Origin of the sequence: Mycolicibacterium holsaticum DSM 44478 = JCM 12374 (genome assembly GCF_019645835.1) — a bacterium.
Taxonomy (GTDB): domain Bacteria; phylum Actinomycetota; class Actinomycetes; order Mycobacteriales; family Mycobacteriaceae; genus Mycobacterium; species Mycobacterium holsaticum.
Genome location: NZ_CP080998.1, coordinates 2,482,369 through 2,503,625, shown reverse-complemented (window position 1 = coordinate 2,503,625; position 21,257 = coordinate 2,482,369). Strand labels below are relative to the sequence as shown.

Annotated in this window: 24 protein-coding genes and 1 pseudogene; 13 read left to right on the top strand and 12 right to left on the bottom strand. The window is 64.3% G+C overall.

Translation table 11 applies throughout. The features are described from left to right. Positions 1-2 precede the first annotated feature (2 nt). Positions 3-1,025: an ABC transporter substrate-binding protein gene (locus tag K3U96_RS12040; RefSeq protein ID WP_220693499.1), complete on the top strand. Its 1,023-nt coding sequence runs from the start codon at positions 3-5 to the stop codon at positions 1,023-1,025. Between the two features lie 3 nt (positions 1,026-1,028). Here K3U96_RS12040 and K3U96_RS12035 read toward each other — a convergent pair whose 3' ends face one another. Together K3U96_RS12035 and K3U96_RS12030 are read right to left on the bottom strand one after the other, a co-directional pair. Beyond that, on the bottom strand, positions 1,029-1,448 hold the full coding sequence (locus tag K3U96_RS12035) for a nitroreductase family deazaflavin-dependent oxidoreductase (RefSeq protein ID WP_069405563.1): 420 nt from the start codon (positions 1,446-1,448) through the stop codon (positions 1,029-1,031). 61 nt (positions 1,449-1,509) lie between these two features. Beyond that, positions 1,510-2,445, bottom strand: a complete 936-nt coding sequence (locus K3U96_RS12030) for a lysophospholipid acyltransferase family protein (protein ID WP_220693149.1) — start codon at positions 2,443-2,445, stop codon at positions 1,510-1,512. Between the two features lie 170 nt (positions 2,446-2,615). Between K3U96_RS12030 and K3U96_RS12025 the strand changes: the two genes are divergently transcribed. The 3 genes from K3U96_RS12025 to K3U96_RS12015 all read left to right on the top strand — a co-directional run bounded on the left by K3U96_RS12025 (position 2,616) and on the right by K3U96_RS12015 (position 5,052). Then, a complete protein-coding gene (locus K3U96_RS12025) occupies positions 2,616-3,089 on the top strand; it encodes an SRPBCC family protein (RefSeq protein WP_069405561.1) in 474 nt (157 codons plus the stop codon). Positions 3,090-3,157: 68 nt separating this feature from the next. After that, positions 3,158-4,537: an ABC1 kinase family protein gene (locus K3U96_RS12020; RefSeq protein ID WP_230982435.1), complete on the top strand. Its 1,380-nt coding sequence runs from the start codon at positions 3,158-3,160 to the stop codon at positions 4,535-4,537. Next, complete coding sequence (locus K3U96_RS12015) at positions 4,537-5,052, top strand: MBOE_33420 family protein (RefSeq protein WP_069405559.1); 516 nt, start codon at positions 4,537-4,539, stop codon at positions 5,050-5,052. The genes K3U96_RS12020 and K3U96_RS12015 overlap by 1 nt, the downstream gene beginning before the upstream one ends. 21 nt (positions 5,053-5,073) lie before the next feature. On the opposite strand, the gene K3U96_RS12010 is transcribed toward K3U96_RS12015, so the two are convergent. Both K3U96_RS12010 and K3U96_RS12005 read right to left on the bottom strand, forming a co-directional pair. After that, complete coding sequence (locus K3U96_RS12010) at positions 5,074-5,859, bottom strand: SDR family NAD(P)-dependent oxidoreductase (protein WP_069405558.1); 786 nt, start codon at positions 5,857-5,859, stop codon at positions 5,074-5,076. 95 nt (positions 5,860-5,954) lie between these two features. After that, positions 5,955-6,695 (bottom strand): cutinase family protein, encoded by a 741-nt coding sequence (locus K3U96_RS12005; RefSeq protein ID WP_069405557.1) that lies wholly within the window; start codon positions 6,693-6,695, stop codon positions 5,955-5,957. Positions 6,696-6,908: 213 nt separating this feature from the next. Between K3U96_RS12005 and K3U96_RS12000 the strand changes: the two genes are divergently transcribed. Then, positions 6,909-7,832: an aromatic alcohol reductase gene (locus tag K3U96_RS12000; RefSeq protein ID WP_220693148.1), complete on the top strand. Its 924-nt coding sequence runs from the start codon at positions 6,909-6,911 to the stop codon at positions 7,830-7,832. 48 nt (positions 7,833-7,880) lie between these two features. Next, entirely contained in the window at positions 7,881-8,027 is a 147-nt protein-coding gene (locus K3U96_RS11995; protein ID WP_109749211.1) for a hypothetical protein, read from the top strand. On the opposite strand, the gene K3U96_RS11990 is transcribed toward K3U96_RS11995, so the two are convergent. From K3U96_RS11990 to K3U96_RS11970, 5 genes are all read right to left on the bottom strand, one after another. Beyond that, a complete protein-coding gene (locus K3U96_RS11990; RefSeq protein WP_082948611.1) occupies positions 8,024-8,491 on the bottom strand; it encodes a MarR family winged helix-turn-helix transcriptional regulator in 468 nt (155 codons plus the stop codon). The two genes, K3U96_RS11995 and K3U96_RS11990, sit on opposite strands and share 4 nt — an antisense overlap. A gap of 89 nt (positions 8,492-8,580) precedes the next feature. Then, positions 8,581-9,474, bottom strand: coding sequence for a TIGR03619 family F420-dependent LLM class oxidoreductase (locus tag K3U96_RS11985; protein ID WP_069405555.1), 894 nt, complete (start codon positions 9,472-9,474; stop codon positions 8,581-8,583). A gap of 28 nt (positions 9,475-9,502) precedes the next feature. Further along, complete coding sequence (locus tag K3U96_RS11980) at positions 9,503-10,129, bottom strand: NADPH-dependent F420 reductase (protein ID WP_220693147.1); 627 nt, start codon at positions 10,127-10,129, stop codon at positions 9,503-9,505. Between the two features lie 71 nt (positions 10,130-10,200). After that, positions 10,201-10,626 carry a nuclear transport factor 2 family protein gene (locus K3U96_RS11975; protein WP_064919604.1) on the bottom strand — a complete coding sequence of 142 codons (426 nt, stop codon included), beginning with the start codon at positions 10,624-10,626 and terminating at the stop codon, positions 10,201-10,203. Between the two features lie 27 nt (positions 10,627-10,653). Further along, entirely contained in the window at positions 10,654-11,388 is a 735-nt protein-coding gene (locus tag K3U96_RS11970) for an SDR family NAD(P)-dependent oxidoreductase (protein ID WP_064919605.1), read from the bottom strand. Between the two features lie 124 nt (positions 11,389-11,512). On the opposite strand from K3U96_RS11970, the gene K3U96_RS11965 reads away from it, so the two are divergent. From K3U96_RS11965 to K3U96_RS11950, 4 genes are all read left to right on the top strand, one after another. After that, positions 11,513-12,103, top strand: a complete 591-nt coding sequence (locus K3U96_RS11965; protein ID WP_064919606.1) for a TetR/AcrR family transcriptional regulator — start codon at positions 11,513-11,515, stop codon at positions 12,101-12,103. A 248-nt stretch (positions 12,104-12,351) separates the two neighbouring features. Further along, entirely contained in the window at positions 12,352-12,987 is a 636-nt protein-coding gene (locus tag K3U96_RS11960) for an NADPH-dependent F420 reductase (protein WP_064919607.1), read from the top strand. 46 nt (positions 12,988-13,033) lie between these two features. Further along, positions 13,034-13,996, top strand: coding sequence for an SDR family oxidoreductase (locus tag K3U96_RS11955; RefSeq protein WP_064919608.1), 963 nt, complete (start codon positions 13,034-13,036; stop codon positions 13,994-13,996). 25 nt (positions 13,997-14,021) lie between these two features. Next, entirely contained in the window at positions 14,022-14,447 is a 426-nt protein-coding gene (locus K3U96_RS11950; RefSeq protein WP_064919609.1) for a nuclear transport factor 2 family protein, read from the top strand. Between the two features lie 60 nt (positions 14,448-14,507). Here the strand turns inward: K3U96_RS11950 and K3U96_RS11945 are convergent, their stop codons facing one another. Then, a complete protein-coding gene (locus tag K3U96_RS11945) occupies positions 14,508-15,116 on the bottom strand; it encodes a TetR/AcrR family transcriptional regulator (RefSeq protein ID WP_064919610.1) in 609 nt (202 codons plus the stop codon). Positions 15,117-15,204: 88 nt separating this feature from the next. On the opposite strand from K3U96_RS11945, the pseudogene K3U96_RS11940 reads away from it, so the two are divergent. Then, positions 15,205-16,389: pseudogene (locus K3U96_RS11940) on the top strand (alpha/beta hydrolase family protein). Positions 16,390-16,575: 186 nt separating this feature from the next. On the opposite strand, the gene K3U96_RS11935 reads toward K3U96_RS11940, so the two are convergent. Beyond that, entirely contained in the window at positions 16,576-17,277 is a 702-nt protein-coding gene (locus K3U96_RS11935; RefSeq protein WP_220693146.1) for a hypothetical protein, read from the bottom strand. A 29-nt stretch (positions 17,278-17,306) separates the two neighbouring features. Next, the gene (locus K3U96_RS11930; protein WP_220693145.1) at positions 17,307-19,598 is read right to left on the bottom strand and encodes a hypothetical protein; all 2,292 of its coding nucleotides are present in this window, start codon (positions 19,596-19,598) and stop codon (positions 17,307-17,309) included. An 887-nt stretch (positions 19,599-20,485) separates the two neighbouring features. Here K3U96_RS11930 and K3U96_RS11925 point away from each other — a divergent pair. Then, the gene (locus K3U96_RS11925) at positions 20,486-20,692 is read left to right on the top strand and encodes an antitoxin MazE-like protein (RefSeq protein ID WP_069407967.1); all 207 of its coding nucleotides are present in this window, start codon (positions 20,486-20,488) and stop codon (positions 20,690-20,692) included. Continuing rightward, a complete protein-coding gene (locus K3U96_RS11920; RefSeq protein ID WP_069407966.1) occupies positions 20,689-21,021 on the top strand; it encodes a type II toxin-antitoxin system PemK/MazF family toxin in 333 nt (110 codons plus the stop codon). Before K3U96_RS11925 ends, K3U96_RS11920 begins: the two co-directional genes overlap by 4 nt. The last annotated feature ends 236 nt before the right edge of the window (positions 21,022-21,257 follow it).

Below are 21,257 nucleotides of genomic sequence, written 5' to 3'. Positions count from 1 at the left end.
TGATGGGCGCGAGCACCGCGTGCGGTGCGCCCCCCGATGTGTCGGCCGCATCCGACGCGGTGACGGTCACCAACTGCGGTGCGGACGTGACCTACGACCAGCCGCTGGAGCGGTTGTTCGTCAACGACGGCGGGATGATCGCCATCGCGCTGGCCGCCGGGGCCCGTGAGCAGATGATCGCGGTCAGTTCCATGGCCCGCGACGTGGACGTGCTGCGCCTCGAATACGGTGCGCAGGTCGACGGTCTCAACGAGGTCGCACCGGCGCAGCCGACTCTGGAGAACATCGTCGGGGCCAAGCCGCAGGTGCTGTTCGCCGGATACAACTACGGGATGGGTGAGGCGCGGGGGATCACGCCGGAAATCCTTGCCAAGCACGGGATCGACGTCTACCAGTTGTCGGAGGCCTGCCGCCAGGTCGACGGGCAGGCGGTGCGCGGCACCATGGACCCGTGGGTTGCGCTGGACACCGACCTGCGCAATATCGGCACCATCACCGGAAACGCCGAGCAAGGTGCGCGGGCGGCCGAGGCTGTCGCGTCGAGGCTGGAAACCCTGCGCGCCGCACCACAACCCGAGGACAAGCCGACCGTCTTCCTGTTCGACAGCGGCATCGACACCATATTCTCGTCGGGGATGTTCGGCGGGCCGCAGGGGATCATCGACGCCGCCGGAGCGCGCAACGCCACCGAAGACGTTCAAGACACCTGGACGACCGTGAGCTGGGAACGGATCACCACCGCCGACCCGGACCTCATCGTCTTCGTCGACTATCCGGGCCAGACAGCCGAGGAGAAGATCGCAGCGCTGAAAAGCAATCCGGCCAGCCGGAACCTCAAGGCGGTCCGGGAGAACCGGTTCGTCAACCTTCCCTACGCGATGTGGGTGTCTAGCCCGCTGAACATCGACGCCGCCGAGACGCTGCGTTCGGTACTTGAAAAGCACGGCCTGGCACCACAATCCGACATCACGCCGGCCCTGGACGTGGCGCGGCTCAATCTGGCGGGCAACGACTGGCTGCAGTGAGGTCTAGCTGCGCTTGAGCGCGAGCACCGGGATGGTGCGGATACCCGCGGTCTTCTGTTCGTATTCGGCGAAGCCGGGGTAGCGGCGGGCCTGTTCGCTGTAGATGCGGTCGCGGTCGGCGCCCGATATCTCGGTGACGCCGACGGTATAGGTGTCGGTGCCGACCTCGACCTGCGCGGTGCCGGCTGCGGTGAGGTTGTAATACCACGCGGGATGCGTCGGCGCGCCTGCCTTGGAGGCGAATACGTAGATGGTGTCGGGATCGTCGTCGTCGGGCAGGTACATGGTGGGCGTGACCGTCTGCTTACCGCTCTTGCGGCCCGTATGGTGGATGAGGACCATCGGAGCGCCCTCGAAGTTACCGCCGACCCGGCCGCCGTTGGCACGGAACTCATTGATTATCTGTGTGTTCCAGTCACTCATGGCGTTGACATTACGCCGACGTGCCTCGCCTCGCGCCAGATACCCACCATCGGTGCTGGTTTCAGCCGAACAGTGGGAAGGCGCGTTTGCGGGCCAGCGCGTCCATCCCGCGTTGGATGCTGGCCTGCACCTCCCGATATTTCTGCTCGACGTAGTCGTCGTCGTCGACGCGGGCCGGGTCGTGGTCGACGTGTACGGCGGGCATGAGCCGCGTGCGGATCTTGGCGGGCAACGGGATCTGCGGCAGCGCGGCCGGGGCGATGCCCCAGGGTAACGACACCGCGACCGGGAACACCTTGAGCCGCAACACCTTGTCCAACTGCAGCGCACGCGACATTCGATCGCCGCGAATCAGCACCGGCATCGCGTCGGAACCGCCGACGGTGGCGATCGGCACGATCGGCACGCCGGCCTTGATCGCCATGCGCACGAACCCGGTTCGGCCGGCGAGGTTGGCGACGTCACGCTCGGCCCACGGCCGCAACGAATCGACCTCTCCGCCGGGCCACACCGCGACGTCGCGTCCTTCGGCGAGCGCCGTCGCCATCGAGTCCGGTGCGGCCGGCAACACTCCCATCGCGCGAAAGTACCGGCCGATCAACGGGATCGCCATCAGCGCGTCGTGGGCGGTGCCGTGCAGGGTGCGCTCCTGACCGAACCGGCGCCACCACTGCACGCCGACGGTCCAGGCGTCCCACACGAACGGAGCACCGGAGTGGATGCCAACAAGTAGGACCGGGGGATCGGGTAGGTTCTCCCATCCGTCGAATTCCATCCGGAACCAGTGATCGACCAGGAAGTTCCAGAGGTATTTCTGGCGCTGCATCGTCACTTCGTCCTGGCCGCTGAGATCCCAATCTCCGGCCCGGTCGCTGAACCAACCGCTGACGCCGCCGTCATTTTCGGCTCGCTTCTGCGCCATCGCGCGGCGGGCCTGCTCAGCGTGCTGCTGTGCCTGCCGACGGACGGCGGCGGGGCGGGAGTCGGCGTTGGTCATGACAACCGGGTACCCACGCTGCGCGTGGCGTCACACCCGGTTTTCAGCGCTGGCCGGCTTGCCGACCGCCGAAGCGCTGGCACTGCTGGGATCTCTGGCCGCGAGCCGGCAGGATGCGCGCTGACCGAGTGCGTCGATGAGTTTGCGATTCGTCCCTGGTCAGTACCTGCATGGCACCCGAAAATATGAGCACCACCCGGATCGTCAACGCCACGCCCGACACCGTGTTCGCGGTGCTGGCGGACCCGACCACCCACCAGGAGATCGACGGCACCGGCTGGGTACGGGAGTCACTCGATAGAAAGCAGCTGACTAAGGTCGGACAGGTCTTTCGGATGGCGATGTACCACTCGAACTACGGCGGCATGCATTACGAGATGGCCAACCGGATCACGGTGTTTGAACCACCGCGTGCCATCGCGTGGCTGCCAGGCCAGGGTGATGACGACGCCGAACTCGAGATCGGCGGCTGGTTCTGGCGCTACGACCTCGAGCCGGTCGGCGATGACCGGGCGAAGGTGACCCTGACCTACGACTGGTCGGCGGTGCCCGCGGCGATTCGGCAAAACATCGCGTTCCCGCCGTTTGACGGCCAGCACCTGGACAATTCGCTCGAGCACCTCGCCGATCTGGCCGAAAAATAGCTCGGGGGCGCCTACGACGGCTAATGGTGTGGGACTCTTAGCTTGTGGTGGATGTCCCGCGGAGAACGGTGCGTCGTGGCGCGAAGTTGGCGGGGCTGCCTGTGCGCGCCGCCGGGCGAGCGGTACTCGGCTGGGGGCAACGGCTGGCCGGCGGCGATGCCGAGCTGATCGCTGAGCAGTGGTCAGCGCGCAGCGCCGAGCAGGTGTTCGCCGTGCTGGGCGAACTCAAGGGCGGCGCGATGAAATTCGGCCAGGCCATGAGCATGTTTGAGGCGGCCATCCCGGAGCAATACGCGGCCCCGTACCGAGACGCGTTGACCAGACTTCAGGCGGCCGCGCCACCGATCACGGCGGATCGGATCCACCGCGTGCTGGCCGAGCAGTTGGGGACACGGTGGCGCGAGCGATTCGCCGAGTTCGACGACGCGCCGGTCGCCGCGGCCAGCATCGGGCAGGTGCACCGGGCGCTGTGGCACGACGGCCGCTCGGTGGCGGTCAAGGTGCAGTATCCGGGTGCCGACGTCGCGTTGATGTCGGACTTGCGTCAACTCAGACGATTCAGCCGACTGATCGAGCCGTTGTTCTCTGGGCTGGCAGTGCGACCGATGATCGAAGAGTTGTCGGCACGGATGGCCGACGAACTTGATTATCGCCATGAGGCAGACAATCAGCGCGCGTTCGCCGCGGCGTTCGCCGACGACCCACAGTTCTTGGTGCCGAAGGTGATCGCGTCGTCACCGAAGGTTCTGGTCACCGAATGGGTGAGCGGACAACCGATTTCAGACCTGATTACAACCGGCGATCAAGACACCAAGAACCGTGCGGCCAGGTTACTTTTCGAGTTCAGCGCCGCCTCGATGACACTGCTCGGCAAGCTCCATGCCGACCCGCACCCGGGCAACTACCAACTCACCCCGGACGGCCGGCTGGTCGTGGTCGACTTCGGCTCAGTGGCCACCGCCCATCGTTCGGCGCTGGTGTTCCTGGACAGCATCCGGCTGGCTGAGGTCGCCGAATCCGTGCAACTGGCCGACATAGCCGATCCGGAGCTGCAGGCGCTGGTGCTGTCGGAAATCAACGCCGAGCTGAGTGGTCTGGGGTTCAGCGGTTCGAACACCCTGATCGACCCCGAGGATGTGCAGTCCTTTTTCGGCCCGTTCATCGAACCGGCTCTGGCGCAGTCGTTCCGGTTCAACCGGCATTGGATGCAGCAGCTGGCCCCGCGCGTGCCGGGGTTGGCGCGCGGGCAAGACTTTCTCGACGGCGCCGTGCTGAGCATCCCTCCCGAGCACGCACTGATGTTCCGCACCATCGCCGGCATCATGGCGGTCGCCTGCCAGCTCGAGGCCGAGGTGGCGTTGCGCGACATCATCACCCGCTGGTATCCCGACTTCGAAAACCCTAAGATTCCACCGAAACTCGCCGATGCACTGGAGATCGACTCCTGATGAAACGTGGGTCGATCGCAATCACGACAGCGGCGTGCGTCGCGCTCGTCGGCTCGCCGGTCGCTGAAGCCGACCGCGTCGAGCCGCCACCGATATATGGGTACTACAGCGCATTCATCGACTTCGCGAAGCAGACGTTCAACGGTATGCCCACGCCGATGGATTCGGTCAGCTTTCCCGTCCAGTTCGTCACCCACTGCGACGTCAACGGCTGTGTTCCGCGCTGGGACAACACCCCCGACCACGACCGCAACCCAGGCGCTCCTTTGGTTTTCGAGTACAGGTGGAACAACAACCGTTGGGAAACCTCCGGTGAGTATCCGTACTTCTGTGATCGCAATGACCCGCGCAGCGCAGTGCCATCCACGCGGTCCGACTACCTGATCCCGAACCCTGACGGCAGCTTCTTCGGCGAGCGGACGCTCACCACCCATGGAGCCGGCTGCCCAGGGGAGGGACCGGGGACCCATCAGGTCCCGATATCGCTGACGCCCATCGACCCGCCGCCGCGGTAGGTGCGGGTTGACCGTCCGGCACTAGAACTTGAGATAGCCGCCGTCGATACGCAGCACGTCGCCGGTGTGATAGCGGCTCGCCGCACTGGCCAGATAGACGGCCACCCCGCCGACGTCGTCAGGTGCGCCCCAGCGGCGCGCCGGAACCCGCGGCAGCACCCGCTCGCGGAACCGCTCGTTGTTCAGGCCCTCCGAGGTCATATCGGTGTCGAACCAGCCCGGAGCCACCGTGTTGGCGCGGATTCCGTAACGGGCCAGCTCGACCGCCATGCTGTCGACCAACGAGGTGACACCGGCCTTGGAGGCCGCGTAGGCGGGTTGGCGCGGCATCCCCTGGAACGCGCCCAGGCTCGACACCGCCACCAGGCTGCCGCCGCGGCCGGCCTCGATCATCTGGCGGGCAGCTTCGCGCAGCGTGACGAACACGCCGTCGAGGTCGACTCGCGTGACTTCGCGGAACGCTTCTAGCGATGTCTCGAGCACTGGAATGAACCCGCCGCGCACTCCGGCATTAGCGAAACACGAGTCGAGGTAGCCGAATTCGCTACGGATCCGCGCCATGGCCGCGGCGGTGGCGTCCTCGTCAGTGACGTCGCAGACGACTGGCAGCACGGGTCGGCCGTGGCGGCGGAGATGTTCGGCGGCGTCGTCCAGGCGCGAGGCGGTGCGGCCGAGGATGGCCACGGATGCTCCTGCGCGGACCAGGCCGCCGGCGAATCCCAAGCCGATGCCGGAGCCGCCGCCGGTGACCACCGCGACGTGGCCGGAAAGATCGAAGGGGTTGATGGTCGGTGATGCGTCAGTCACTGGCCGACCATACGCAGACGTGCGGCACGCAGGGGCGGGAGGTCCCTCCACCCGCCGGTCTTACTGGTAACCCGCCATATTCGATCTCGCGGAATTCATACGGCCGCAGGCGAGGGCGCGGACAGCTGACCGATCACGAAGTCGGCCGCTTGGTCGGCCATCCCGTTGACCTTGTACGCGCTGTGGGCGGAGCGATTCAGTCCGCCGGGGTAGCACACCGGATCGCCGGGCGCACACAGTTGTATCGCCTTCTTGACGTAGAGATCTCCGATGGTGATCGGCGGCGCGGAGCGGTCGGCCAGGCCCAGAAACCAGTCGTCAGGCGTCCCGAAGAGCACCACCGCGGCAACGTGGGGCGCAACCGACACGGGCATCGGCCCGGACAGGCCGGCAGGAAGATTGATTCCGGCCGGCACGACGCTGGAGGTCGCGTACCCGGCCACCGCCGCGCCCTGCGAGTAGCCGCCGAGCACGATCTTCGTCGCCGGGCACTGCGTGGCGATCGATTCGATCCTGTTCACTGCGTCCGCGACACCGTCGGCCGCCTGACCGAAAGCCAACGACGCGGGGTAATTCACCCCGTAGACCTCAATAGCTTGTCCGGGCAGACGAGCATTGAGTGCATCGACGAACGCTTGGCCGGTTGCCCCGACACCAGGTGGTTCGAACGTGCCGCGGGCAAAAACCACTTCTACTGCGGCGCAGGAGTCGTCGGCGGCGAAAGCGCTCGCAGCGGGGACGGTGAGCAATCCGGCAACGGCAGTCATCCATGCCAGAATCAGGACGTTTGCAGATCGCGCCACTGCGCCGAAGACGGCCGGCCGTGATGTCCTCATCGATCGTCTCCGTCCTCCGGTGAGCGCCACGCCGATCCGTTTCGCTGTTGTCAGCTATAAGCCGCGCGGGCCTACCGAGATTCCATCGACGTTAAGTGATCTGGCTCACCTACCTGTGCACGGCACTACCTCGACGGTTGGGAATGCTGCGTCGCAGCGGGTTGTTGTCGCGACCGTTCGCATACGCCAACTGATCAGCGGCACGGAGGAACTATGGCGTCGCAGCAATCACCAGATGGGGCACGGATCCTCGTCATCGGAGCCGGCGAACTCGGCGGCAACGTTGTCGCCGCACTGACTCATCGGGACGACGCACCGCCGGTGACTGTGCTGCTGCGGCCGTCAGGCACACCCCGGCATGCCCAGCTGCGCGATCAGTTCGCGGCCCGCGGCGTCGGAATCGTAGAGGCCGACGTTGCGACGGCGTCGACGGCTGAGTTGTCGACAGTGCTGAGACAGTTCCACACGGTGGTGAGTTGCATCGGATTCGCGGCGGGGGCGGGAACCCAACGCAAGATCACCGAAGCCGCGCTGGCGGCGCGGGTTCCGCGATACCTCCCGTGGCAGTTCGGCGTCGACTACGACGCCATCGGACGCGGCAGCCCTCACGACCTGTTCGACGAACAACTCGACGTGCGCGACATGCTGCGTGCCCAGAGCATCACCGAATGGGTGATCGTGTCGACCGGCATGTTCACCAGCTTCCTCTTCGAACCCGCCTTCGGCGTCGTCGACCTCACCACCAATACCGTTAACGCGCTTGGCAGTTGGGACACCGAAGTCACCGTCACCACTCCGGAGGACATCGGCGTGCTCACCGCGGAGATCATCCAGACCAGCCCGCGTATCGCGAACCAGGTCGTCTACGTCGCCGGCGACACGATCACCTACCGCGAACTCGCCGACATCGTCGAACGGACCACGGGAGCCCAGGTCATCCGCAATGAATGGACCGTCGCGCAGCTACTGCACGACCTCGACCGAAACCCCGGCGACAGACTACGGAAGTACCGCGCGGTGTTCGCTCAGGGCAACGGCGTCGCGTGGCCGAAGACCGGTACGTTCAACGCCATCCGCGGCATCCCAACCACGACCGCTGAACAGTGGGCGCGCAAACACCTCAGCGCGAGACATTAGGGCTGGGAATATCGCCTCACGCCGCCTGGGCAGGGGGAGAATTGCTGCATGTCGACAGCGCTCTGGATCATCGTCGCCGTGCTCGCCGTCGGGATGATCGCCGGCGGGCTGATGCGGATGCAGGCGTGGTTGCGTAGGCCGGTACCGCCCGAAGTGATCGAGGCCGCGCACCGCGATGACGCCGAGGACGATTAGCCGGGGGAGTCGTGGTCTGTGGCCAGGTGTTGCAGGATTCGTTCGTTGAGGGTGGCGAGCGTGTCGAGTTCGGCCGGGGTGAACAGGTCGATGAAGTTCCGGCGGACTTCCTCGACGTGTCCGGGCGCGGCCTTCTCGATGGCGGCGCGGCCGGCCGGCAGCAGGCAGACCATGGTGCTGCGGGCGTCGTCGGGGTTGGGCTCGCGCACAATCAGCCCGTCCTTCTGCATGCGTCGCGCCTGGTGGGAGAGACGGCTTTTCTCCCAGCTCAGTGCGGTGCTCAGATCACGGGCCGACATGCGGCCCCCGGCGTGAGCCGAGAGTGCGGCCAGTACCTCGTAGTCGGCACCGGACAGCCCCGATTGCTGCAGGCGCCGGCTCAGGTGGGCCTCGAGCTGTTGATGCGCATACACGAATGCCTGCCAGGCGCGGCCTTCAGCAGGGCTCAGCCAGTTCGGTTCCATCGGCATCATGTTACGCCAAATGGTTGACGTATCATCAAAGAAGGTGGGTCGGGGAGTGCCGACGAAGGACAGCCTCGCGTCCCTCGCCGTCAAGCCGTCCGACGAACACCCCATGTGGTGATTACCTGGCTGGCGAAGTCGAGCAGTTGCTCGAGGGTGGGGAACAGAGGGATGGCATCCACGATCGCCTCGTCGACACCGTCGCCCGCGAAGCGTTCGATCTTGTCGACCACCGAGTCGACGGACGCGCCGGGCCCGATGTCGATTCGCATGGCCGTCTTCAGCGCGTCAGGATCGCGGCCGGCGTCCTGCGCCGCACGGCGCGCAATCGGCCACAATTGGTCGGAGTCCTGCAGGCCTTCGACCCCGAGCCAGCCGGTGCCAACGCGGCCGACCCTGCGCATCGCGGCCTCGCTGGCACCGCCGATCCAGATGGGCGGACCGCCGGCCTGGACCGGGCGCAGGTCGGCATGGACCGCCGGTAGGGAGAAAAACTCGCTATCCCAGGACACCGGAGTGGTCGTCCACCACTCCTGGAGGAACGCCAGCACGTCGTCGAGCATCCGCCCGCGGCGGCGCCAGTCTGCACCGCGGGCGATGTCATGTTCATCCTTCATCCATCCGACCCCCACGCCGACGTCAAGGCGGCCGTCGCTGAGCACGTCGAGCGTTGTCAGCTGCCGGGCCAGATGCGTTGGCTCGTAGTAGAACGTGCTGAGCGTGCTGGCGTTCAATCGCACCCGGCTGGTCGCGGTGGCGGCGACGGTCCACAGCAGCACCGGATCGAGGTAGCGGGTCATCTGCGGCGGGTACGGCTGCTCTCTGCCCGGATAGGTGGCCTGCATGTCCACCGGCGTGACCAGTCGATCGCCGACCCACAACGTGTCATAACCAAGGTCCTCGAGCCCTCGGCAGAACGCGCTGAGGCCAACGGCGCTGGTGATGGCCGGGCCGATGATGGGAATGACGAAACCAAGCTTCATCGTGTTCCTCCGCTGGCTTTTCTGCGGCTCAGCCGGGAACTTTGGTGACACCGAGGGCGATGTCGAAGTTCCCCGCGCCGTAGCGGGCGACGCCCATGAGGACCAGGCCCGCTCCCTCTAGCCAGTGCGCCATTTTCAAGCCACCGACGTCCAGCGGGCGTAGCCCGAGGCTCTCAATGAACTTCGACACGTGCGCTTTGGCTTGCGTGTCGTCGCCGGCGAAGAACACATCGAGTGTCTGGCCTTTTTCCAGGACGTGACCGAAGACGGTGTTGAATGCCTTCACCACGTTGGCGTCGGCCGGGGCCGCCTTGGCGACTTCCTGTGCGACCGAGGTGTTTTCGGGGATAGCCAGCCCGTCTGCCGTGGCATTGAAGGGGTTGGTGATGTCGACGATGATCTTGCCGGCCAGTGCGTCCCCGAACCGGCTGACGATTGGTGCGGCGCTGTCGAACAACACGGCGAGGATGACGATGTCGCCGGCTGGGGCGGAGCCCCACGTTCCGGTCGTGACACCCTTGCCTAGCGCGCCGGCCAGGGCTGCGGCCTTGGCTGCGTCGCGACTGATGATTTCGACGGTGTTGCCGCCCTGGACGGCCAGGGCGCCGATGGCCCTGGCCATGTTTCCCGAGCCGATGATGCTGATGCTTGTCATGATGTGCTCGCTTCTGTTTGTTGGCTGGTTGGCGGGCCGGTGGCCCGGGGGATGAGGGGTCGGTTTCGCTGTTACGCCGTATGGGTGAGGAGCTTCCAGGGTTGCCCGCCGAGAAGACCCGCAAGGCGCCCTTGCATCTCGACGCCGGATGGCAGCGGACGCCACCAGATGGTCACCTCGGCGATCTTGCCGTTGGCGTCGAACCGGATGCGGTCCATTCCGTTGACCACGGTGTCGTCGATCTGCAGCCGGAAGTACGCGGCGTGATGCGTCGTGCCGCTGAGAACCTCCCTGTAGGTGAGGTCGGCGGCCGCCGCGCTGACGGTCTGGATGGCTTCCAGGACGGCCTGGCGGCCGGTGAGTGGCTCGTCGTCGAGCGGGCCGTACAGCACCACGTCCTCGGCGAGGATGTCCGAAAGTGCGTCTTTGTCCGCGCCGGCGTGCATGCTGGCGACGAATTGGTCGACGGTGTCGCGGTGCGGGGCCAATGTGGTCATGGCTACTCCTGGTGTCTCTGGGGCAGGTCAGATCGCTGAGGTGCCGCCGTCGACAACCAGTTCCATGCCGTTGACGTAGCTCGAGTCGTCGGAAGCCAGGAACAACGCGGCCGACGCGAGTTCCTCAGGGCGGCCCATCTTTCCGCGCGGGATGAGGGACTCGAACTGCGCCTTCATCGCCTCGTCGAACAACTCCTCCTGCTTCGCCGTGGCGACCTGGCCGGGGGTCAGCACGTTGACCCGGATATTGCGGTCCTTCAACTCCGAGACCCACACCCGCGCGTAGGCAAGCTGCACGGCCTTGCTCGCGGCGTACACACTCCACTCGGGGTAGCCCTTCAGCGATGCGTTCGACCCCGTCATGAAGATCGAGCCGCCATCGTTGAACAGCGGCAGCGCCTTTTGAACCGTGAACAATGTGCCGCGCGCGTTCAGCCCGAAGGTGGCATCGAAGTGCTCCTCGGTGATCTGGCCGAGCCTTGCCTGCTCGCCTGTCCCCGCACTTGCCCACAACACGTCGATCGAGCCTTTTTCCTGTTTGACCGTGTCGAACAACCGGTCCAGATCGTCGAGGTCGGCCGAATCACCCGGCACGCCGGTCACGTTGCGGCCGATCAGTTCGACGGCCTCATCCAGCGCGTCCTTCCGTCGGCCCGAGATGAAGACGTGAGCGCCTTCGTCAACGAACAGCTTGGCGCCGGCCAGTGCCAAACCACTTGTCGCACCGGTGATCACCGCGACCTTGCCATCAAGTTTTCCCATGATCTCTTCCGTTTCGTTGCGCCGATACTATGTATACCGATCTGTGTGCCTAACGTACGCGCACCGATGCCCGCTGCGCAAGCTATGCACACCGATCGGTACCGAATTGCGCTAAGCTGGGCACATGACGGAGTTGGCGAAGGGCCCGCGAGGCTTGCGCCGCGGCAGGGGAGCGCGAGAGCGCATCCTCGCCGCTTCGCGGCAGCTGTTCCGCGATCAAGGCATCAACAGCACCGGCCTGGACCAGCTCTGCGCGGTGGCTCAGGTGTCCAAGCGCACCTTCTATCAGCACTTCACCAGCAAGGACGAGCTGATCGCCGAACACCTGCGTCGTTTCGATCCCGATGTACTGCCCGAGGTGTTCGACCGCACCGACCTCACACCCCGCGAACGGCTCCTGGCCGCCTTCGACATCGAGGGATCGCTGTGCCCGTTCATCGCGGCGGCCGTCGAAATCAACTCCCCGGACCACCCGGCGCGCGTGCACGCCCGCGACTACAAGAAGGCCTTTGCCGCGCGGTTCGCCGAAACCGCGCGCGAGGCCGGCGCCACCAACCCCGAACAGCTCGGTGAACAACTGGCCCTGCTGCTCGATGGCGCCTCGGCGCGCAACCGAGTCCTCAACACCGAAGGCTTCGCCACCGCCGCCTCCATCGCCGCCGTTCTCATCGACAACGCCCTCCCCGCAGCAGACGTACCGCTTGGCACACGCTGAGATTTCGACGTCGGCCGTTGGGTCACAGCAGTGTTGCTCGTTCAGCGGGAATCAGCGAACGAAAACCTCACGGCTGATGGCGATTACGGCGCCTGCTCGCCAAGGGTGGACCTCGATCTGTTGATGCGCGTAAGCGAAGGGTTGCCAGGCGCGGCCTGATCACTTATCCGAATTGGTTGACGCATCATCCAAGCAGGTCTACGGTTGAGGGATCAACCAAATTCGGAGTCATAGAGACGGGACACCTCATGAGCAGCATCAGCATCATCGGCGCCGGAACCATGGCCAGCGCGCTGGCCGGGCGGGCGCTCGCAGGCGGCAACGACGTCGAGATCGTCGGCCGTGACCAGGCCAAGGCCAAGGAATTGGCCGTCGAACTGGGTGGCGGCGCCACCGTCGGGGCGGCCGATACCGCACCGGCGGGGGACATCGTGATCCTCACTGTGCCGTACGCCGGCGCGGCGGCGGTGGTCAGCGGGTACGGAGATGGCTTGCGCGGCAAGATCATCATCGACATCACCAACCCGGTCACCCCCGATTTCACGGGGTTTGTCACCCCCGAGGGCAGTTCCGGCGCGCAGGAAATCGCCAAGGCCGCCCCCTCCGGCGCGCATGTCGTCAAGGCGTTCAACACGCTGTTCGCCAATGTTCTGACCGACGGCCCGGCCGAGGGGCACCCGTTGGACGTGTTCATCGCCGGTGACGACCCGCAGGCAAAGGCAAGCGTGTCGAGATTCATCGAGACCCTGGGACTGCGCCCGATGGATACCGGGCAGCTGCTGATGGCGCGGGCGCTGGAGAACGTGGGCCTGATGCAGTTGGGCCTCATGACCCACTCCATCAAGCACACCAACTTCTCCCTCGGCGTCGACGTTCGCAGCTGAGCGCCCTCGTACCAGCCACTGCACCTACTCTGAAAAGGACAGTCACATGCGCGTTTTCATCACTGGCGGGACCGGCCATTCCGGTTCACACATCATTCCCGAGCTCATCGCCGCGGGGCACGAGGTCACCGGCCTGGCCCGGTCCGACGCGGCCGCGGCGGCGGTGTCCGCGCTCGGCGCGAAGGTGCGTCGCGGCAGCCTCGAGGATCTCGACGGGCTCAAGGAGGCGGCCGCGGACTCCGACGGCGTCGTTCACGTCGCGCACCGGCAGGACCTGCTGCCCTCCGGCGGGATCGACGCAGTGACCACCGCGGAGGTCCCGGTCATCCACGCCTACGGCGAGGCACTCGCGGGAACCGGGAAACCGTTGGTCGCGGCGGGCAGTATTGCCTCGTCGTCATTCGGGAATCTGGGGCGCCCGGCCACCGAGCAAGACCCGGCCTTGCCCACCGGGCGGGAGTACTCGGGCACCCTGCGGTTCCGTAACGCCGTGGAACTCGCCGTGGTCGGACTCGCCGAGCGGGGAGTGCGGTCGTCGGTCGTGCGGTTTCCCACCATTGCGCACGACACGACCGACACTGCCGGATTCCTGCCCGGGTTGATCGCACTCGCGAAGGCGAAGGGCTTCGCCGGTTACCCCGGCGACGGCGCGAATCTGTGGAATGCGGCGCACATCCGCGATATCGCCACCCTGTTCCGGTTGGCGCTGGAAAAGGGTCCGGCCGGCAGCTACTGGCACGCCGTCGAGGACGAAGGAATTCCGTTCCGCGACATCGCCGAGGCCATTGGCAGCCGTCTGGGCCTGCCGACGGTCAGCGTGCCCGTGGACGAACTGATGCTGCCGGGGTACTTCGGCATGTTCACGAATCTGGTCACGATGGACCTTCCGGCCTCCAACCTCATCACCCGCCAGACCCTGGGCTGGGAACCCACCCAGCCCCGCCTGCTCGACGATCTGGACAACGGACACTACTTCGCCGAGCGCAGAAACTCGGTTGTCCACCAATGAATCTCTCGCGACGCCAGGAGAAACCATGACCGTATTCGCACCACACCGCGCCACCCTGGAGTCCTTCGTCGACTGCATAAACGGCGGCGCAGACGCTGACACCCTTACCAGCCTGCTCGCCGAGGACGTGGTGCTCTACGGCCCGTTCGGCGACGACCCCATCACCGGCCGCAAGGTCGCCGTGGAAACGATCAAGGCCGTCAACGGACTCTCGTCCGACGACACGTATCTGGAGGTCCTCAGCGGCGACACCCACCACGCCGCACGCTTCCGGCTGCAAGTCGGAGACGCCACTGTCAATGGCATATTCCTCGTCCTGCTGGACCCCGACGGCAAGATCGCCGAGGTCAACATCTTCTATCGCACATTACCGGCCGGTGTTGCGCTGCAACGCAACCTGGCGGGCGTGACCGGCATGCCGCCCTGGGACCTGCGCACGAAGGGGGAGTGAATCATCTTGGTCCACAACGCCATCCCAGCGGTACTGGCCGCCGCTCTCAGCTGCCCCGGATCACACCGACAGCTCGCCGGCACGGGCCGCGGTGAGGGTTACGCGGGTGGTCTGTGCGATGAACCCGTCGTCGATCGGGTCGCCGGTGGTGACCATGCGGTAGAACAGTGGTGCTCGGAACGTGGTGAGCACGGCGTTGGTGTCCGTGCGGGGCGGAAGCTCACCTCGTTCTATCGCTCGGGTGATGATGGGCGCCGCGCGTTCGGTCTGGTGATCGAAATAGCGTCGGCTCACCTCGCGAAGTGGGGCCGATCGCAGGCCGGCGGTGAGGACGGCCGCAACGATCTGTCGTCCGATGCCGCTGTTGAGTTGGTCGGCGAAGGTCCTGCCGAGCGCTAGCAAATCCGTTTCGATCCCGCCGGTGTCCGGGTGCGGAATTGCGTCGTGTGACCACGTCATGAGCGCGTCGACCAACAGGTCGTCGAGGGTGGGCCAGCGTCGGTAGATGGTGGTCTTGTTGACGCCCGCGCGGGAGGCGATCGCCTCCACACTCAACGTGGCATGCCCGTTGACGCTCAGTTCGTCGAGTACCGCAGTAAGAATCGCCTCGCGGACCCGGGCGCTGCGACCACCGGTCCGAACACCTTGGACCACCTGCCGATTCGCCATTTAGAGCCCCGATCTGTTGCGTTAAGGCTTCCGGAGTGCAATGCTCTCACTATAGCAACATAGAGTTGCTTTAAGCGGAGGTGTGGCTATGCGATTCATGTTCGACGACGAAGCGTTCTCATTCGAAACGCTGCGCGCGGTCGGGTACACCGCTTACGGCGGGGCCGATATCGGTGAGGTGATGGCCACCGCTGCGCGAATCACCCCCGGTGACCCGGAGTCGTGGTATTCCGAGTGGCGGGCGCTGGCCGACCGGATCGTCGCGATCGCCGACGACTGCGCGGCCAAGGCGCACGCCGCCAGCGCCAGTAGCGCCTACCTGCGTGCCTCCAACTACTACCGCACCGCCGAGTTCTTCCTTCGCGACGACCCAGTCAACGATCCGCGGGTGGCTGACACCTCCGCGCGCGCGATCAAGGCGTTCCGGGCCGCTCCGGAGATCCAGGCGAACTGGACGCGCGTCGGTATTCGCTACGAGGGAGTCGAACTGCAGGGCTACTACCTGAACACCAGCGGCCACGAGTCTGCGCCGACGTTGCTCGCGCACGGGGGTTACGACTCGACGGTCGAAGAGATGTTTTTCGCCGTCGGAAAGGCCGCGCAACAACACGGATGGAACTGCCTGATCTTCGAAGGTCCGGGGCAGGGGTCCGCGTTACGGATCGACAAACTGCCGTTTCGGTATGACTGGGAGGCTGTGGTCACCCCCGTCGTGGACGTCGCCCTCACGCTGCCCGGCGTCGACCCTGAGCGCATCGCCTTGCTGGGCATGAGCATGGGCGGCTACCTCGCCCCCCGCGCCGCGGCATAGGAACACCGGATTTCGGCATGCATCGCCTACGACGGAGTATTCGCCATGGCGGCGGCGTTGCCCGAACCGCAACAACAAGAACCTGATCCAGAACAGCGGGTCGCCGAACTGGAGACGCTGATCGCCCAACGTGCGCAGGCGTCGAGCTCGCTGCGGTGGATGCTGTCCAATGGCCTGTGGACGCCGGGAGTTACCACTGCCCAAGAATTCATCGACGAGTTCAACAAATACGACCTTACCGACGTGGCCGATAAAATCGCCTGCCCGACGCTGGTCTGCGAGGCGGAAAATGACCAGTTTTTCGCCGGCCAGCCGCAAATGCTTTACGACGCATTGCGATGCAAGAAAACGCTACTGAAGTTCACCGCCGCCGAGGGTGCCGAAGAGCACTGCCACGAAGGCGCGCTGACGTTGTTTCATCAGCGAATGTTCGACTGGCTCGATGAAACCCTCGCGTCGTAACAGCGAAAGAAGTCCGGGTAGGCCGACGGTCGCCGTGAAGTGCTCGGCTTTGACTCTTGGGGCAGCCCTTCCAGAAGAGTCCGCACCGGCGCGCGACCCCGGAGTCGTCCATTGATGGCTCGCCAGTCTATGTCGTCTGGGGAGCCAGGGAGTCCCACCATGTCAGCACTCGAGTCCCGAACAGCGTCAGCCATTTCGACGGCAGTGGTCGGCGTCGTCGCGGATGGTACCTGACCGTACGGCGACAGCGTCGTTAGACCTCAAAAGCCCAGCGGGGACGGCAAACACAGCTTCGGCAGTATGCGGCCAGTACTCCTTGTACTCGAACACGACGTGGGCCAGCAGGTAGGAGTAGTCGGCGGGAATCATGGTCGTCAGTGTCAGATCCTGTGTGACACCAGGTTCGATGAACACGAAGTTCCACGGCACGAGGTTCGCTTTGAGCACCTCATGTGGGAAGGCCACACGCCGTGCACACTCGTCTTCGCGTTGTTTCCGGGGATTTGAGCGTCGGAAGACGGTGAAGGGTTCGTCCTTGATCGCTCTGACCCGAAGGGTCACTTGCTCGAATTCGTGCAGCACTTGGCCGACGTTCTTCGCCGACACCGTAAAGGTTGTCAGGTATTGACCTTGTCTGAGCCCGTGGAATTGGCAATCCACCTGTAAGCCGATGTGCAGTGCGTTACGCCGGTAGAGCTCGTCGTCGATCGCCCTCTTCTCGGCCTCGCGGCCTTCTTTTCTCTCATCCCGCGCTTCGTTGAATCGCCGATCGGATTCCCTTACTTTGCGGCTTATCCAGAATCCCAAGCAGGCGACGACGATTGGCGTCGCCAATGACGCGACCAGCTTCGCAATCTCCAAGCTGGTCCAATCCTGCAGTGCGCCCATCGCTACGTCCTAGGCCGTGTGTGAAGCGATTACCCGAAGATGAAGTCACCGCCCTTGGCATTGCCAAGGAGGAATACGTTGTTGGCTCTGCATCCGAGTGTCAGGGGATCGCCGTCGGGGCAGTTGTCGTTTCCGGGGTCCACGGCGACGATCTCAAAGATCTGCCCGTCCTTCAGTGGGATCGTGAGCGGAACCGAGTTCACGTTGATGCCGCAGGTTCCCCATTCGGTGTACTGCGAATCAAGCGTTCCCTTTTTCTCGAACGGGCCGCCCTCCGTCGCGTTCCGAACGTAGATAGTGATTGGGCGTCGAGACGGATAGCAGTTGTAGGCCAGCACGCGCGCGTTACCCTTTGCCGCCGACGGAGGTCCTCCGTCCGGAGGTTGTCCATCTCCTTCTTGGGGCACAGGCTGATTCATGGTGGTGAACTTCCCGACGGATCGCGGTCCGGACACCTCGAATCCGGGCTCACCCAAGATGCCCTGGACAAACCAGTGGAACGTTTTCGAGTACTGCAGTTCGTGGGGCATCATCAGTTGAGTCGTCGTGACAACCTCCCTGGCGAGCCACGGCTTGTTCTCATCTAGTTGTGGATTGCTCGCGTCGGACACGTATACGAAGTACCGGACCGCGGCATCCTTCGTTCCAGCACCGGGGTCACTCCATCGCAGCAGGGGTTGTACTGCTGTTCCAACCTCCCCGACCGATGGCGCGATGATGGTTGGCGCCAACGGCCGCCGGTCCTTGATCTGCGCTTCCGGGGAAGGGCTCGACACACGATCGCACAGCAACTGCCGGGCTTTGACGAACCGATAGTCCAATGGGTAGAGGTTCGCCGATGTGCTGACCTTCGAATGAAATATCGCGGTGCCGGTATGGTCGGCAACCGCATGGCCGACGTAGGAGTCACGTGTGTATAGCTGTACAAGCGCCCCGGGTATCGCGCTCACTTTGATTCGAGGCTGGTCGATATAAAGCGGACCTTGGATTACGGGCGCCGAAATCTGAAGTTTCTGGACTTCGACTATGTTTCGCGACGGCTGCGGCTCAGCGCCGCACGCCGACTGGCGCAGCAGGACATGGTGGCCTTCTTTCAGCGGCGTGTGAAGGTGCACAACGCCCTCGGCGGCCGGGGCCTGCACCCAATCGCTTAGTTGACCGACCTCCGTTGAGAAGCACGCCAGCCATGCGCCCGGTCGCGCGTCCCGATACCAGACTTGATTCGAACAGTCGAACAACGCGTCGATGACCTCACACGGCTCTGGATGCGCGGGACTCGCCACAACTGGCTCAGGAGGTCCGCTGCACGACTTTGTACACAGTTCCTCTGTGGCGAACACTTCTCCCGCGGCCAACGGGGTGACCCACATTTCTAGGGAGCCACCGCTGGCCTGACCCTGTCCGACAACGACATCGCCCTGCTTTACCTTGACCACCGCGCCAGGTATCAACCCCGCAACGGTGACCTTGGGCGTGCCGGCGCACAGGGGTCCGAGCACATGGGGTAGCTGCTGAAACTGCAGGGGAGCCGCCACGACCTCGGTTCCTTGCTGATCCTCTCCGCGCTCACACAGCTGCTCGAAAACCTTGACTCGCTGGTGCGCCTTCAGCGGCGGTAACGACAGGAGCATGGACGGCACGGGCACCCTGATTTCGTGGAAAGCCTTCGGGTCGCCTTCGATGTCGGGGTGCACGATGAGTGTCTCGCCGTCGATGACGTTGGAGACGTCGAACCCGGGCTTGCACTCCATCGCTTGACCGAACGCGAGCTGCACTATCCGTTTCTTTCCGATTCCCGGTGCGCGATCAGCCGGAGGGCTCGTGACAATCGGGCCGGGAACCCCATTAACGATCTGCAGCGACTCAACTTGCTCTCCGGGCTTGACCGGGCGAACCAGATCAATGACTGCTGTGCCGTCAACGGATCGGACCGAACCCAAGAAGTCTCCGCTCGCTTGTAGGCGAAGTTCAGCGCCAGCCGTGACACCAGCCAGGAACAGGCAACTGCTGCAACCGAATACGTGCGAGACGAATCTATGTCCCGAGTACGGCGGTGCAATGTCCTGAACGACAGTGCCGCGCGGGGGTAATGGGCTCGCTTCGCCGTTGAACTCCTGAACGGCGACGATCTCCTCGTGTGCATTGAGCGTCACGCCCGCATAGAACTCGAAGCTCATGTCCGCAGCCACTGAAGCGTGCGCACCGATCTCCACTCCATTTCTCAACGCGTGCACGACACCGCCGACGAGCACGTTGGAAACGCGTAGACCGAAACTGGCTGGGGTGAGCGGCCCGACGATGTTGGGCGCTGAGATTGTCATCTCGGTTATTCCCTCTCGTTCGACGTCGTGTGTGCCGACCTAGATGAGGCCGATCTTGTGCTGTTGGGCCAAGCAATCGATTGCAGACAAGCGCCTTCCGTGGTGGGCTGGAACCAAGGACATCCTCAACATGGCAGCGGAGCTTGGCCTGGCGTGCCGATCGGCCTCGCGGCGATGGTTATGGGCTGCACGATCCTGAGGCGATCGAAGTTTCTCAAGCATCGCGATCCTCGGGGCCAGTCTGTTGTGGACTCGGTCGAGCATGTCGCAGTCAATCGCGAAGTGCCTAAGTAGTTGACTACTTAAGTTCTTGCCCCTCAGTACGCAAGTCGCGGTTGTGCTTCGGGTTCGTCAACATTGCGTTCAGGCGGGCGGCCTGTCACCGTCGTGGTGGTCATGATGCATGCGGTCGCACAGCCCGAGACCTGGGCCGGTCAAATATCCCTTAACATCAGGGTCTTTAACGTGTTCTGCCCACGACATGTAGGTGGGCGGGTACCTGGCCCAGTTGGTGCCCGATAGGTCCGCGTGGCGCTGGGTGATTTGGTAGCTATATCCAAGCATTTCGGCGACCAGGGGAGCGGGAGTTTCGCGGAACACTCTCGAGAAGTAGTGGATCTGACAGAAGCAGACAGCCATCAGTACTCGAGTTCCGTTATGCTGCAGTGTGGTTACTGCGGGCAACTCGCCATATTCAATGCTGCCGTATTCCACCTGGCAGCAAGTGGCGCGTCGAGGTTGGAGCACCTCCTGGGGCCTGCGTTGATGAGCATCCCAGGTAGCTCAGACTAAGCGTAAAGCGGGGCCGTAGCTGATGTGTTGCTTGTCGTCCCAGCCGATCTGACTATCTGGCGACCTGGACTTGACGTTACATGTAACATGTTGCCATGGCGGTGAGAGACAGGGTCGGCGAGTACCGCCGGCGCATGCGGGAGCGCGGCCTGCGCCCACTGCAAGTCTGGGTGCCTGACGTGCGCACCGAGAGTTTTGCCGCCGAGGCTCATCGTCAATCGTCACTGGTGGCGCGGGCGGATGTAAACAGCGATGATCAGGACTTCATCGAAGCTGTCTCGACGCCATGGGACGAGGAGTGAACCGAGGAGAGATCTGGACCGTAGCGGGGGGTGTCTACTCGACAAAACCGCGTCCCGCGGTGATCGTCCAGGATGATTTGTTCGATGCCACGATGTCGGTGGCGGTTGCGCCGATCACCAGCGCATTACTGGAGGCTCCGCTAATGCGCATTCGGATAGCCGGCGGAGACGGACGGTTATCCGGACTCGACCACGACAGTGACGTGATGATCGACAAGCTCACAACTGTCAGGAGGTCGAACGTCCACGCGCGAGTCGGTCGGCTGACTGCGGAACAAGTCGTCGAAGTCGAGCGAGCCATGATGGCATTTCTCGGGCTTGCGCGGTAAACGAGAACCGTTGGGCAGCAGGGCAATGCGGTGTAGTTTACTGGTAACCCGCCATATTCGATTCCGTCGTATTCCTCCTGAATCGAGCGGCGACGCAAGTGCGCCAGGGAAGACTGGAGCCCCGATCCTCGTCGTGGCGACGTGGCCGCTGTGAGCGATCCGCGACGGTCCGAATACCCGCCTTCTGTTTGCTGGGGTGCCATACCAAGGTGTCAGTGGTAGCCCGCTGCGGGAGT

Excerpts from the sequence above, each read along its gene's own strand:
- K3U96_RS12040 (WP_220693499.1), top strand. The coding sequence starts at position 3 with ATGGGCGCGAGCACCGCGTGCGGTGCGCCCCCCGATGTGTCGGCCGCA.
- K3U96_RS12035 (WP_069405563.1), bottom strand. The coding sequence starts at position 1,448 with ATGAGTGACTGGAACACACAGATAATCAATGAGTTCCGTGCCAACGGC.
- K3U96_RS12030 (WP_220693149.1), bottom strand. The coding sequence starts at position 2,445 with ATGACCAACGCCGACTCCCGCCCCGCCGCCGTCCGTCGGCAGGCACAG.
- K3U96_RS12025 (WP_069405561.1), top strand. The coding sequence starts at position 2,616 with ATGGCACCCGAAAATATGAGCACCACCCGGATCGTCAACGCCACGCCC.
- K3U96_RS12015 (WP_069405559.1), top strand. The coding sequence starts at position 4,537 with ATGAAACGTGGGTCGATCGCAATCACGACAGCGGCGTGCGTCGCGCTC.
- K3U96_RS12005 (WP_069405557.1), bottom strand. The coding sequence starts at position 6,695 with ATGAGGACATCACGGCCGGCCGTCTTCGGCGCAGTGGCGCGATCTGCA.
- K3U96_RS12000 (WP_220693148.1), top strand. The coding sequence starts at position 6,909 with ATGGCGTCGCAGCAATCACCAGATGGGGCACGGATCCTCGTCATCGGA.
- K3U96_RS11995 (WP_109749211.1), top strand. The coding sequence starts at position 7,881 with ATGTCGACAGCGCTCTGGATCATCGTCGCCGTGCTCGCCGTCGGGATG.
- K3U96_RS11990 (WP_082948611.1), bottom strand. The coding sequence starts at position 8,491 with ATGGAACCGAACTGGCTGAGCCCTGCTGAAGGCCGCGCCTGGCAGGCA.
- K3U96_RS11985 (WP_069405555.1), bottom strand. The coding sequence starts at position 9,474 with ATGAAGCTTGGTTTCGTCATTCCCATCATCGGCCCGGCCATCACCAGC.
- K3U96_RS11980 (WP_220693147.1), bottom strand. The coding sequence starts at position 10,129 with ATGACAAGCATCAGCATCATCGGCTCGGGAAACATGGCCAGGGCCATC.
- K3U96_RS11975 (WP_064919604.1), bottom strand. The coding sequence starts at position 10,626 with ATGACCACATTGGCCCCGCACCGCGACACCGTCGACCAATTCGTCGCC.
- K3U96_RS11970 (WP_064919605.1), bottom strand. The coding sequence starts at position 11,388 with ATGGGAAAACTTGATGGCAAGGTCGCGGTGATCACCGGTGCGACAAGT.
- K3U96_RS11965 (WP_064919606.1), top strand. The coding sequence starts at position 11,513 with ATGACGGAGTTGGCGAAGGGCCCGCGAGGCTTGCGCCGCGGCAGGGGA.
- K3U96_RS11960 (WP_064919607.1), top strand. The coding sequence starts at position 12,352 with ATGAGCAGCATCAGCATCATCGGCGCCGGAACCATGGCCAGCGCGCTG.
- K3U96_RS11955 (WP_064919608.1), top strand. The coding sequence starts at position 13,034 with ATGCGCGTTTTCATCACTGGCGGGACCGGCCATTCCGGTTCACACATC.
- K3U96_RS11950 (WP_064919609.1), top strand. The coding sequence starts at position 14,022 with ATGACCGTATTCGCACCACACCGCGCCACCCTGGAGTCCTTCGTCGAC.
- K3U96_RS11945 (WP_064919610.1), bottom strand. The coding sequence starts at position 15,116 with ATGGCGAATCGGCAGGTGGTCCAAGGTGTTCGGACCGGTGGTCGCAGC.
- K3U96_RS11935 (WP_220693146.1), bottom strand. The coding sequence starts at position 17,277 with ATGGGCGCACTGCAGGATTGGACCAGCTTGGAGATTGCGAAGCTGGTC.
- K3U96_RS11930 (WP_220693145.1), bottom strand. The coding sequence starts at position 19,598 with ATGACAATCTCAGCGCCCAACATCGTCGGGCCGCTCACCCCAGCCAGT.
- K3U96_RS11925 (WP_069407967.1), top strand. The coding sequence starts at position 20,486 with ATGGCGGTGAGAGACAGGGTCGGCGAGTACCGCCGGCGCATGCGGGAG.